Source organism: Fulvivirga maritima, from assembly GCF_021389955.1.
GTDB classification, from domain to species: Bacteria; Bacteroidota; Bacteroidia; order Cytophagales; family Cyclobacteriaceae; genus Fulvivirga; species Fulvivirga maritima.
In genome coordinates, this window is the sequence record NZ_CP089980.1 from 4,986,484 (window position 1) to 4,998,690 (window position 12,207).

A 12,207-nucleotide genomic window follows, 5' to 3' on the forward strand; every position below is an offset into this window, starting at 1 on the left:
ATTTAATCTCTTTCTCCGTGAGGTTCACTTCCGACTCCTTCAGGTTCAGTAGGTAATTCTTTTTTATGAATTTCTTCATAAGGGTCACTACAGGCTGACAATGAAAAAAAGCCGATTAATAAAGCCGCAAATGAAATTATTTTTAGAATTCTCATAGTATAGAAGTTACTTGATTAACGTTCATTAGTACAATATATCATTATATTGTTATTTAAAGAAATGTTTAAATACTGAAGGAGAGAAGGTGCTGTAAACTGCCTTATTAATTTAACATGTATTCAATAAATATGTCATTTCTTTAATAAATCTTGCATATCAATTATTAAAGGGGGGCTGGTACTAATTCCTATAAATCAATAGAAAGTATCTTGGTATGGACTAAAAAACTAATTCCTCGTATATAAATTGACCCCTTGTCTCAGGAATATTGCCTAAATAATTCTTACCTCGCAATTTTTGTACAGTGTGCCATTGCATTTGGCTTTCATCAAAGGGTTGTATTAGTTCTTCTATATGCTTTTGGTCGAGAGGATCATTCACAGATTGTAACCAAGCTCTTTCTAGTCCTTTGGGTAGGATGGCAGGCATGCGTTGGTTTTCTATTGCCTTGGGGTTATTGTGAATTTTAGCCATTATAGGGTTAGCAGCGGTGGTAACAATGGAGCAGGTATATAATCCTTGCCACTCTTCCCAGAGCCCGGCAAATGACAGAGGTTCTCCGTTTTTAAGGCTTATATAAAAAGGGTAGGCATGTCCATTAAAGTGATGATGCTCATAAAATCCGTCCGCTATTATTAGGCAACGTTTGTTTTTAGCTGAGCTCCTAAAGCTGTTCTTTTCAAAAATAGTTTCTCCTCTGGCGTTAAGCGTATTATTACTCATTTTGGTAGCGGAAGAGGCATCTTTTACCCATTTTGGGATCAAGCCCCATTGAAATAGCTTTACCTGATGAGGTTCAGTATTAATAATCACTGGTAAGTCAGGGTGGCTAAAGCCGGATGTATGATAAATAGGAGGGCCTTTGCGTGTTATTTCATCTATGCTGTTAGTGGAAACACCATAATAGGATGCATATTTCTTAGCCTTGAAGGTGAGTGTGCTAATATCGTAACACATAATTTAGGACTATTTATATTTGGCAAATTTGGGCAGATGGATTAATTGTCTTGCTAGCGTTAACTTTAATGATAAAGCATAAGCCTATGAGCAGCTAAAATAATCTTATTTTGTTTTGTCTATTTGAAAATACGCAAATAGCTATTAACTAACAAGTTATGGTGATTAGAAGAGTGAGAAATTCTTTTTTTAATATTAATGAAACGGATATTGACTTTTTTGATTTGGTTATAGAGCTAATGCTTTTTTTTTAATATGCGCGCCAGCAGCATGAGCCAGTTCAGGAAAATTTTCAAACAAAGTTCTGAATAACTGAATGTCTTTGAAGGATACTTGAAAATCATCACCATCCGTATCTGTCCATTCAAAAGTGATTTTAATTTTACTAATAGCCAGTGGTCTCCTAAGCTTTTTGCCAAATTTGATATCATCAAGAGGGACTTTACCATCATCACATTTTTGAGGAGGGTAATGATTTAGTTGAAAATACTTTACCTTACCCCGATAGAAAACTTTGAGGTAGTGACATTTACCACAAAATACATCTTCTCTAATCTTATAAAACCCCGCCTCTAACTTCATTTAACAAAATTAGCAAATACTAAATAAATTAGCAATTGTAAATAAAATGGTTAGTTAAATTCAGAAAATAGAAGAAGGGCTCCATAAAAATGAATTTATAAAACCGTCAGGTAGGATCTTCCGCTCACTGAAGCATTTCATAGAGAGGAACTGCCACTAAGGACTAGATAAAGGCCTATTTTTCAATCCTATTTCACCTCGCGACGGTCCAGCAAGATAACGTACTTACAATACAACTGGTCATTGCGAATGTAGCGAAGCGTAGTGAAGCAATCTCGAAGTTGCCTTTGCAGACCAGAGTAGTCCGCCTTCCATAGCTTCAAGATTACTTCGTCGTATCTTCCTCGTAATTACCAGGTAGGGAAGGTGACGATGCCACTCATAGAGTCGGCTTGGATTTAAATGCACCAATAGATGTGACATAATCTACTCTGCTCCCTAAAATCCGGGGTCATGTCGAGACCTAACATTTGTTTCAACCGCACAAAAGAAATGACGTTAAGAATAGAAGTGGCCTGTACAATATAGCCGAACCTGGTATAGTGCAATTTGCCTGTTGTCGAGCATGGTTGGATAGAAAGGAGTCACAAAGTATGGTACTTCCTTGTTTTTATAGGAATGTCCGATTGGTAGTCTGTCGTGTACAATATTTCATCCTACAGGTCTTTGTTTAACTTTTAGAAAATTAGTCATGAAAAAGATGAGAGCAAATGCTGCAGGCATAGATATAGGAGCCAAGCACATTTTCGTATCCGTGGAAAACAAGGATGTTCGTGTTTTTGAGACTTTCACTGAAAGTTTTAAAGAGGCATCGTGTTATTTATTATCAGAGGGGATCGAGACAGTGGCCATGGAAGCCACCGGCGTTTACTGGATCATCCTTTATGAAATCCTAGAATCAGCAGGTTTAGATGTCTGGTTAGTAGATTGCCGGCAGACAAGGCAAGTACCAGGTCGAAAGACTGATGTAAAGGACTGTCAATGGATTCAGCAACTCCATAGTCATGGTTTATTGAATCGCTGTTTTGTTCCCGATGCACAAGTGAAGGAAGTTCGTGCTTACCAGCGGTTGCGAGAAGATCATCTCAGAACAGCCTCTATGCATGTAAACCACATGCAAAAGGCACTAATAGAGATGAACATCCGGCTCAAAGAAGTGCTCAGTCAGATACATGGCGCCAGTGGTCTGGCGATCATAGAAGCCATCCTGGCAGGGGAACGTGATGCCCAAAAGCTCTTATCCCTGTGCCATAGCAGTATTAGAGAAAAGAAAGCCTCTCAAGTCATCAAGGCACTTTCAGGCTATTATACCGAGTCAGGGTTATTTGCTTTGGGACAGGCATACGGTGGTTACAAATTTTATAAACAACAAATACTGGCATGTGACCAAAAACTGGAGGAAGTCATGAAGCGGTTCAATAACTACGATTCAGATATGGAAAGCAAAAATGAAATAGATTCTGTCAAAGATCGAAAACCTGTTAGACATAATAAACCTGATATAGACCACTTAGGAGGACACCTGCTGAAAATCTTTTCAGGCAAAGATGCTACGTGTTTGCCGGGTATTACCGATTATACCTGGCTACAATTGTATTCTGAAATAGGCATGGAACTTTGTAAGTGGCCCAGTGAGAAACATTTCACTTCATGGCTAGGATTATCTCCAGGTCAACACCAGTCTGGCAAGAAAAATAAAACCAGAAACAGAAAGTACAGGCCAAAGGCAGGACAAATATTCAGACAAATAGCCCAAAGTTTAATAGAAAGCAAAAAGATAGCACTGGGAGCTTTTGGGCGTAGATTGAAAAGCAAAAGAGGTCCAGGCATAGCCACTAAAGCTACCGCCCGAAAACTGGCCGTACTCTACTGGCGGCTTATGGTAAAAGGGCTTGATTACACAGAACGGGGCATCAAAGCATATGAAGAAAAAATGCAGCTCCATAGGGAAAGATGGCTAGTAAAAACAGCTAAAGAATTAGGTTATGAGCTTAAACAAATACCTATTTAGTGTATTACGTCATTGGTACGAAAGGAGACATCTATGTATTCATCTAGGATAGGCTTTTCAAATATCTGCAGGCTTTATGAAGCCACTGTCTACATTCCATAGCTTGTGTTCTTTACTTTTTTGCAATCGATCAAAAAAGTAACAAAAAAATCTTTCTTGCTGTGAGGTCTTCCGCCCACAGGTGCATTTCATATAAATGAATTGCCACTAAGGACTTGAGAATAGCCTGTTTTCCAAACCTCTTTCACCTCACGACGGTACAGCAAGATAAAACCACTACCGAGTCACGCTGAACACGTCAAAGGGTAGACGGTAAATATTTCTTTCGAAACCTTCCTGTCAAAGACCCGGTGCTAGCACCAAAGTAATTTACTTTAAAGGCCCAGGAAAAAAGAAAAGTTGCCAGAAGTATTATCTCAAAATGAAGTAAAACGAATGATAGCAGCAATGAGCAACCTGAAGCACAAGTGCATCATTAGTTTACTTTACTCGGCTGGGCTAAGAAGGAGCGAACTCTTAAACTTAAAAATATCGGATATTGACAGTGAACGGATGCAGATAAGAATAGAAAACGCAAAAGGCGGAAAAGACCGTTATACTCTTCTAGGAAAGAATGTCTTAGAAGATCTAAGACAGTATTATAAGAAATGGAGGCCTCAGCACTATTTAATAGAAGGGCAGAATGGCGGACCATATAGTGGAAAAAGTGTGGTCAATGTGGTGAAAGAGGCGGCTAGGAGAGCGAAAATACAGAAAAATGTAGTTCCTCATATGTTACGGCATAGCTTTGCCACGCATTTATTAGAAGATGGCGTAAACTTAAGGCAAATACAGTTGCTCCTGGGGCATAACTCAACCAAGACCACAGAGGTATACACACATATAGCTAACACCTCTATGAAATTAATCAGAAATCCTTTAGATTGAACCCATAATAAAAATAAGGGAATGTGTTTCCCTTACACGGATGTTGGCTGTAATTTGAACTAAAATCTAGAAAATAAAAGAAATTGAAGAGAATTGAATACAAAAGAAATGACGAAAACCTGAAAAAAGATTTCGTTCGTGCGGGAAAACTTCTGCAAGATTTTAATTCGGCAAACTATGAGAACGAACAGCTGAAAACGGAAATATTGACCGAGCTTTTCGGAACTGTAGGAAACGGAATTTCAGTCGAACACAATTTTCATTGCGACTTAGGTTACAATATTCACGTTGGCAAGAATTTTTACGCAGGATTTAATTGTACTATTTTGGATATGGCGGAAGTAAAAATTGGCGACAATTGCCTAATCGCACCGAATGTTGGAATTTACACGGCAGGACACAATATAAGCCCGGTTGACCGACACAAAACTGGATTTGCAAAACCTATAATAATTGGAAACAATGTGTGGATTGGTGGACATTCTGTAATAATTGGTGGAGTGGAAATTGGAGATAATTCAATTATTGCTTCAGGTTCTGTTGTGACAAAAGACGTTCCAGAAAATACAATTTTTGCAGGTAATCCAGCAAAAAAACTGAAAGATATAGAAGTTGATTAATAAAAAACTACAGCCAATCGTGTAGACGGCCGTGAGCCATAAGCTCACGGTGCGCCTCACACACCACCCGGCGTACGGTTCTCGTACCGGGAGGTTCATTGAATCTCTGGTTGAAGTTTTAGGTAATAATCCAGCATATACTTTGATACCCTTTCTTTCTTAGTCGTGATATGGTGATAGTAGTTCTCAGTATGGGGCTTTGAGCTACTGCCCATCCACCCATTCTGGTTCTACTCCAAGCGTAAGCTTGTCCCTGTTTCACTCCTAATCGGATGAGGTTTTTGCGTTTCCGCTCCAGCTTTTTCCAGTCGTGCCAAATACAGTATCTCAGCCTGTTGCGAAGCCATTCGTCAAGCTCCTTCACCTTGGCCTGTATACTAGTCAACCGGTAGTGTTGTAGCCATCCGGTGAATACTTGCTTTATTTTGACTAATCTTTCAGCTAAGCTGTAAGGTTTGGTCTTTTTGGAACAAGCCTTGAGCTTACGTTTCAGGGTTTCCCACCCTGACTTATTGACTACCATTTGGTACTTACCTTTCTCTCCCTTTTTGTAGGTAGGCACAAAGGCATACCCTAAAATTTTGAAGTTATGAGGCCTGCATATGCTACTCTTTTCTCGGTTTATAGGTAATGCTAGCTTATATTTTAAGAACATATACACTAAATTACCTGCTTTTCGAGCTTCCGTTTTTGACTTGGTATAAATACTAAAGTCATCGGCGTATCGAACGTATTTGAGTCCTCTTTTCTTCAGGTATTTGTCCAGTACATCCAACATAATATTAGACAGAAGAGGACTTAAAGGGCTACCTTGTGGCATTCCTTTCCTGCGCTTATACAACTTTCCCTTAATAAGGATCGGTGCACGTAGCCATTTGCGGATTAGCCATAGGGTAGTAGGGCATTTAACTTTGTGGTAGATAAGTTGTAAGAGTTTATGATGGCTTACTTCATCGAAAAATCCTTTCAAGTCGATATCTACAATATCCTGATATCCATGGTTGATGTATTTTCTGGCTTGTAGTACGGCTTGTTGCAGGTTTTTCTTCGGCCTAAATCCATAGCTGTAGGGTTCAAACTGTAGTTCAAACCTTTTGGCTAATTGTTGGCTAACGGCTTGTTGCAGCCATCGGTCTGTTACGGTAGGTATCCCCAGCATTCTGTTTTTACCATTTCCTTTGGGTATTGTTACCCCTTTGATAGCATTAGGTACATATTTCCCCTGTAGAGTGCTCATGAGAATGTCTGTTTGATGAGCATCAAGGTATTCTTTCAGCTCATTAACAGTCATGCCATCCACACCTGCAGCTCCTTTATTAAGCACCACCTTTCGTTGTGCTTTGTAGAGATTTTTGGGTTGTAGAATTTCTGCTATCATTTACTTTTTTTTTCCTTCTGTCTGCTTAAGAAAAGGCTATACTGACTCAAAGACCAGTATTCCTAATCGAATTAGGACACGATTCAATGTTTAGTCCTTCGTCATCTGGTGAGTCCTCCTTGTTTTCAAGGCTCGTTACCAATAATTACTATGACCTCTGCTGACTTCTTCCCTCATTCTCGATGGTGGAAGACCTCCCTCGGTAAGGTGAATATCCTTGTGTCTATCGCTGCCACATCTACTATTTCAGCACTAGCCTCTTTCGAGGGGTTGGACTTCGGCAGCATGTGTTACCTCATCCGGCCTCATAGCCTCTGTATGTGGTTCATGTTCTTCAGTACAGACACCGCAGTCTGGCTTACTTCAGTTCTAACCTCACGGTTAACAACCTTGCCACTTGCTTCGCTTCCAGGCACGACCCCAGCGCGTAAAGGAATTTCACCCCTTGGAACACTCAAATTCTTGAGTTATATTCACCATTCAAGGCACACACACAAGGCAAGCAGCATGGCTGATTGAGATAGAAATTAAAACATTTTGGGAAGCAAGTAACTAATATGCTAACTCGGATGGAAAATGCGCCAAAGCCGCCACGCTGCCTGCCCCAACCGTTGGTAAACATTTGAAAAAAAAATAAAACTAAACTGTAACATTTTACTTGGTATTGTATCTAAAGGATATAAATACAAAAAATTAAAAAATGTGTACAAAAAGAAAATCAAAATGTTTTCCGTTAATTTCGATGGGACTTCTAATAGTTGTAATTACAAATTCTATTGAACATCTAAGTTCTTGGTATATTACAGATTTATTCAAAGGTATGTTAATGGGAACAGGAATTGGAATAGAAATTATCGGTTCAATCCTAATTAACAAAGAAAGAAGGCAAACGAAACAGCAATAAATTCTAATGAAAAATTTTTAAAAAAGTTTGGAACAAGTTTTATTAAATCAGTCCTATGGATTTTGACGTAATTTATAAAATTTATTCGCACAAAATCTTTCGTATTTGTCTTGGTTATTTTAACGATTATGACTTGGCAAAAGATATTACTCAAGAAACATTTATTTCAGTTTGGGAAAATCTCAAGAAATTTGAAAAGCGTTCTTCTATTGGAACTTGGATTTATAGAATAGCAACAAACAAGTGTTTGCGTCAAATTCAAAAAGAAAAATCCAATCCCACTTCAGAACTTCCTTCAACTTTAAAATATATAGAGCCAAATTTTGAGAAAGAAGAAAAACTTTCAAGATTACATAAATACATTTCAGAACTTCCGGAACTCGAAAAGATAATTATCACACTTTCATTAGAAGATATTCCACAGGAAAAAATTGCAGAAATTGTTGGTATTTCTCATTCTAATATTCGAGTAAAAGTTCATAGAATTAAAGCAAAACTGACTGATAAATTTAAAGAAAATGGATAATTTTGAAGATATAAAACGACTTTGGAATTCTGAAAACACTTCGGAAATACCCGACGTAAAGCAAATACAAACCATTTTTAAAAAATATCAAAATAAGAAAAAGCGAAATGCGTTTTGGTTAACAGGTTTGTTTATTGCTTGTAGCATTAGTTTTCTTTTCATTATTATTTTTCATAAGCCATTACTTTGGACAACTACATTTGGTGAAATATTAATTTCATTAGGTTTTTTATTGGGAATAATTCTAAAACTTAAAACGCTAAAAAAAATTTCAAAAGATGAATTAAAATCCAATAAAGAGTATCTTAAAGATTTAATGAAAAGTTCTTCTCAGGAAAAGTCAAAAGCAAATTGGCATTTAATTATTTCAGTTCTCTTTTTAACAATTGGTTATGGTTTTTTTCTTTATGAAGAATTTAAAGAGAATCAAACTCAATTGATTTTAAGCTACATTGGCATTACTCTTTTTACAGGAGTAATCTATTTTATTTTTAGACCTCTTGTAAAAAAAATCTCAAAGAAAAATATTAAAAAAGTGATTGAAGCAATGGAAGATTCAAAATAAACTTACAATTCAAATTTCAATGAATTAAAAACGTTTGCCAATAACTAAGTCTTCGTGTGGCTCATCGAGCCAAGCATGAAGACAGTGTTGAACGAACCGTGGCACAGTCTATGGGGATTAGTCATTATTGAGATATGATATTGAAGCCCTACTTATTGAGATTAAGGGCTGTGGCTTTGGATCAGAGTCTGGCTTTAAGCATGTAAAGGGTCTTGATAAGTTCCTATGAGTTAAAATTTTGTTTTTTGAAGTCCGTTTTATAGGATTTTAGGCATAGGATTTCCATTGCACCAGATTTGTGCATAAAAAAATCGTTAACTAAATTCAGGTAGGCAGACATTCTTAGGAGGTCCTCTGTTATCAAAGCGCATGATGGTAATGAGTTTACCTTTTCCGCAATGAGGACAAACCCCTTTTTTGATAGGCTCTCTTTTGATAGAGAGCTTAACAGTTCCTGTTTGTTCTCTTATATTTTGTATGGATCGGGCTTTTCGGTTTACACTAAGTATACCATAATGCCTAATTCTCACAAAACTTTTAGGAAGAATGTGCATAGCAAACTGTACGGCCCCCTAAAAATAGGACAGCTTAAAAGTAGAAAAATTTAATTAAATTTAAACTGTTCACTATGAAACGAAAGAAATTTTCACCCCAACAGATTGCCAGCATCTTGAAGGAATTTGATGCAGGTAAGACCGCGGCTGAGATCAGCCGTGAGCATGGTGTTAGTCAGGCAGCCTTCTACAAGTGGCGCCAGCGATTTGGAGGCATGGATGCTTCAGAGTTACGGAAGCTAAAAGAACTTGAAGAGGAAAATCGCAGGCTTAAACACATGTATGCGGAATTAGCCCTTGATCTTAAGCTTGCTAAAGAGATCATCGAAAAAAAGCTTTAAAGCCCTGCCAGAAAAAGCAGCTAGTTACGGAAATAAAAAGGGAATTTAATTACGCGATCAGCATCAGCAGGGCGTGCCGGGTTTTAAATCTTGCCAAATCCGTCTATTATTATTCATCTATTAAAAATGATGAGCTTATTATGGCTGCTTTAAACCCGGATTATTCATTAGAATAATCAAAAGGAGGACTAGTAGACGATATGTTCAAGAATATTCCCTCCATCCAGGGTCTTCTTTTGGAGGGTAATGAGATTTTTAAAACCTTTTTATTAGCATGGTTTGCTGTCCAGGCTCCTAATGCAAAGCAATAGGATCTGAGGGTTGATAGGGTTGCTTTTCGATGATGGTTCAACGCAAAATGCCTGAATAAACTCATCAAATTGTAAGCCACCATGATAAAGCGAAAGGAGGCTTCTGTTGCCCAAAAATCTTGTAAACAAAAATTTTCAAGCCCAAAATCTTGTTTCAATTCCTTAATTCTGTTCTCACAATCGGCGCGGGTGTTGTACATGTTCCAAATCTGATCCAGAGGTAAATCCATATTGGTCACATAGCAACTATATCGATAGCCAGGCTGATCTTCAAAAAGTTCCTTGCCTCCTGCATGTGGCCTGATGTCAACTTGCTTTTTTACAATAATGTATCGTCTTGGCTTACCGTTTTCATGACTGAAAACCATCTCGTTCAGCTCTATTCCCTTTGCCAGTTTGACCCAATCTTTAAGCCCCCAAACTTCGCTTTTTACATTGGGGTACATGCGTACAGCCATAATGTAATTGAGGAGTTCTTCATCTAGATATGACATGATTTCTTCGTTGTAAAAACCACTATCGGCCCTTACCAGACCTACTTTTTGTCCTGCCAAGGCGTGCTTAAAGGTTTCTTCCATGAACTCCCTGCAACTACTACTGGCCGCTGTGTTGCCTGGCCTGAGCCATGCATTGGCCACCATTCTGGTTTGACTCACAAAGGCCATCAAGGGGTGATGTGAATTTCTCCCTCTTTTGTTGGGGTTATAACCTTTACTACTCCCTTGTTGATCTCCATATCGAGTGATCACAGTACTATCAAAATCAATGGTGAGTGCTCCTAAACGGAGCTGGTCAAAGAACCATTGTTGAAGCTCTGGAAATACTTCGTTGTTTAGGGATTGAGAGAATTTTCCAAAAAAACGACTGTAGGTACTTTGGCTAGGCATACCATCCCATCCAAAAATTGACTGTAAAACAGTATCATATCTCAACCAGTCACAATGGATGTATCTACTAGCCCCTGTCCAGATACTCAGCCAAAAACTCTCTACGATTTGCTTGGGGTCATACCCTCGGTTAGAACCAGGAGATGGAAGTGCCAGTTCGGCTAATTTTTCTCGTATCCCTACCTGATCGATAAATCGTTTCATTAAACTCATCCCTCCAAAGGGTGTCACTGGCTTGGAGGAATATTCAATGGGTAAAGACCCTATATTTTGAGTAACCATTCTGGTGATTTTTATACCTCATCAAAATCGATCTTTTTACACAATTATCGAAGGATTTTCTAAACTTTTAGTTTTCTAATGCATAATCAGGGTTAAAAGAAAAAGCAGAGCAGTTTCCCAGAGAAGGTTTTTGGAAAGCTTTCAGGCGACTTCGCAATGAGGGGCATCAATGGAATCATAAGAAAGTGCATAGAGTCTATAAATCCATGGGATTAAGTATGCGTAGAAAGACAAAAAAAAAAGACTGCCCGCAAGAGTGAAAGAGCCTTTGGAGATACCGCCTGTAATCAATCATACTTGGTCTATTGACTTTATGAGTGATGCTCTATTGAACGGCAGAAAGTTTCGATCTTTCAATGTAATGGATGATTTTAACAGGGAAGCGCTACATATAGAGATTGACTATTCTCTTAAGAGCAATAAAATAGTATGGGTTTTAAACCATTTAATTAAACGTCGAGGCAAACCTGAGCGGATCAGGATGGATAATGGCCCTGAATTTATTGCAACATTAACTAAGGAATGGAGCCAAATGCACGAAATCGACTTCATTTATATACAACCAGGTAAGCCCACTCAAAATGCCTACATAGAAAGGCTGAATGGCACCTTCAGAAGAAATGTATTGGATGTGTATATTTTTGATGATATAAATGAAGTGCGTGAAGCTACTGAAAAGTGAATGAATGACTATAACTTTTTCAGGCCTCATGAAAGTCTGAATGACTTGAGTCCGGTGCTGTATGCACAGAGGGCGTTAACAGTGGATAACTCTATCGAGTTACCCACAATTAACACCTGATTTCAATAATAATAATTGTTAGAAATCTATACATTTAAACAGTCCTAATTTTGGGGTGCTTACAAAACCTTCTGACAAACTCATGGTGAGATAAAATAGCTACTTCCTTTTTGCCTGCATTTTTATAGTTTTTAGCAATGAAGGCTACAGATTTCGGGCTAATATCAGTTATTCTGTGGTTAGATATGGCAATTTTATGCGTGTACCTTCCTAGATATTCAGTGACCTGCTGCGGGCCAAGGAAAGGTCTTTTGGCATATACCACCCAGGGTTTCTTAAGTAGCTTTCGATGTAATTGATGATCTAAGAGACCGCTTTTGTTGAGATTATTCAAGAATTTAGCCCTGAACACCTTTCCCATAGCTTTTGGCTATAACGGTTTGAATTATGCCACCCATTTC

The 12,207-nt window shown here is 38.1% G+C and carries 12 protein-coding genes and 2 pseudogenes; 7 read left to right on the forward strand and 7 right to left on the reverse strand.

Features of this window, described 5'->3' with window-relative positions; genetic code table 11:
• Positions 1–2: 2 nt before the first annotated feature.
• The 3 genes from LVD15_RS20970 to LVD15_RS20980 form a co-directional block, all read right to left on the reverse strand.
• Positions 3–155 (reverse strand): YgdI/YgdR family lipoprotein, encoded by a 153-nt coding sequence (locus LVD15_RS20970; protein WP_233777160.1) that lies wholly within the window; start codon positions 153–155, stop codon positions 3–5.
• Positions 156–378: 223 nt separating this feature from the next.
• Positions 379–1,116 carry an SOS response-associated peptidase gene (locus LVD15_RS20975; protein ID WP_233777161.1) on the reverse strand — a complete coding sequence of 246 codons (738 nt, stop codon included), beginning with the start codon at positions 1,114–1,116 and terminating at the stop codon, positions 379–381.
• 228 nt (positions 1,117–1,344) lie between these two features.
• Entirely contained in the window at positions 1,345–1,698 is a 354-nt protein-coding gene (locus LVD15_RS20980) for a hypothetical protein (protein WP_233777162.1), read from the reverse strand.
• A 691-nt stretch (positions 1,699–2,389) separates the two neighbouring features.
• Between LVD15_RS20980 and LVD15_RS20985 the strand changes: the two genes are divergently transcribed.
• From LVD15_RS20985 to LVD15_RS20995, 3 genes are all read left to right on the forward strand, one after another.
• Positions 2,390–3,709 carry an IS110 family RNA-guided transposase gene (locus LVD15_RS20985; protein ID WP_233777163.1) on the forward strand — a complete coding sequence of 440 codons (1,320 nt, stop codon included), beginning with the start codon at positions 2,390–2,392 and terminating at the stop codon, positions 3,707–3,709.
• Positions 3,710–4,108: 399 nt separating this feature from the next.
• Positions 4,109–4,636, forward strand: coding sequence for a phage lytic cycle repressor MrpR family protein (locus LVD15_RS20990; RefSeq protein WP_233777164.1), 528 nt, complete (start codon positions 4,109–4,111; stop codon positions 4,634–4,636).
• 83 nt (positions 4,637–4,719) lie between these two features.
• Entirely contained in the window at positions 4,720–5,256 is a 537-nt protein-coding gene (locus tag LVD15_RS20995; protein ID WP_233777165.1) for a sugar O-acetyltransferase, read from the forward strand.
• A 118-nt stretch (positions 5,257–5,374) separates the two neighbouring features.
• On the opposite strand, the gene ltrA is transcribed toward LVD15_RS20995, so the two are convergent.
• The gene (gene ltrA, locus LVD15_RS21000) at positions 5,375–6,634 is read right to left on the reverse strand and encodes a group II intron reverse transcriptase/maturase (RefSeq protein WP_233777166.1); all 1,260 of its coding nucleotides are present in this window, start codon (positions 6,632–6,634) and stop codon (positions 5,375–5,377) included.
• A gap of 959 nt (positions 6,635–7,593) precedes the next feature.
• On the opposite strand from ltrA, the gene LVD15_RS21005 reads away from it, so the two are divergent.
• A complete protein-coding gene (locus tag LVD15_RS21005; RefSeq protein WP_233777167.1) occupies positions 7,594–8,064 on the forward strand; it encodes an RNA polymerase sigma factor in 471 nt (156 codons plus the stop codon).
• The gene (locus tag LVD15_RS21010; protein WP_233777168.1) at positions 8,057–8,629 is read left to right on the forward strand and encodes a hypothetical protein; all 573 of its coding nucleotides are present in this window, start codon (positions 8,057–8,059) and stop codon (positions 8,627–8,629) included. Before LVD15_RS21005 ends, LVD15_RS21010 begins: the two co-directional genes overlap by 8 nt.
• A 314-nt stretch (positions 8,630–8,943) precedes the next feature.
• Here the strand turns inward: LVD15_RS21010 and LVD15_RS27320 are convergent, their stop codons facing one another.
• Positions 8,944–9,183 carry a hypothetical protein gene (locus LVD15_RS27320; RefSeq protein WP_441708619.1) on the reverse strand — a complete coding sequence of 80 codons (240 nt, stop codon included), beginning with the start codon at positions 9,181–9,183 and terminating at the stop codon, positions 8,944–8,946.
• Between the two features lie 74 nt (positions 9,184–9,257).
• Here LVD15_RS27320 and LVD15_RS21015 point away from each other — a divergent pair.
• Positions 9,258–9,658: pseudogene (locus LVD15_RS21015) on the forward strand (transposase); the annotation flags it as partial.
• A gap of 26 nt (positions 9,659–9,684) precedes the next feature.
• Here LVD15_RS21015 and LVD15_RS21020 read toward each other — a convergent pair.
• Positions 9,685–11,004, reverse strand: coding sequence for an IS1380 family transposase (locus LVD15_RS21020; protein ID WP_233776077.1), 1,320 nt, complete (start codon positions 11,002–11,004; stop codon positions 9,685–9,687).
• Positions 11,005–11,096: 92 nt separating this feature from the next.
• Between LVD15_RS21020 and LVD15_RS21025 the strand changes: the two are divergent.
• A pseudogene (locus LVD15_RS21025) lies at positions 11,097–11,755 on the forward strand (IS3 family transposase); the annotation flags it as partial.
• 85 nt (positions 11,756–11,840) lie between these two features.
• Here the strand turns inward: LVD15_RS21025 and LVD15_RS21030 are convergent.
• Positions 11,841–12,167, reverse strand: coding sequence for a transposase (locus tag LVD15_RS21030; RefSeq protein ID WP_233777169.1), 327 nt, complete (start codon positions 12,165–12,167; stop codon positions 11,841–11,843).
• Between the last annotated feature and the right edge of the window lie 40 nt (positions 12,168–12,207).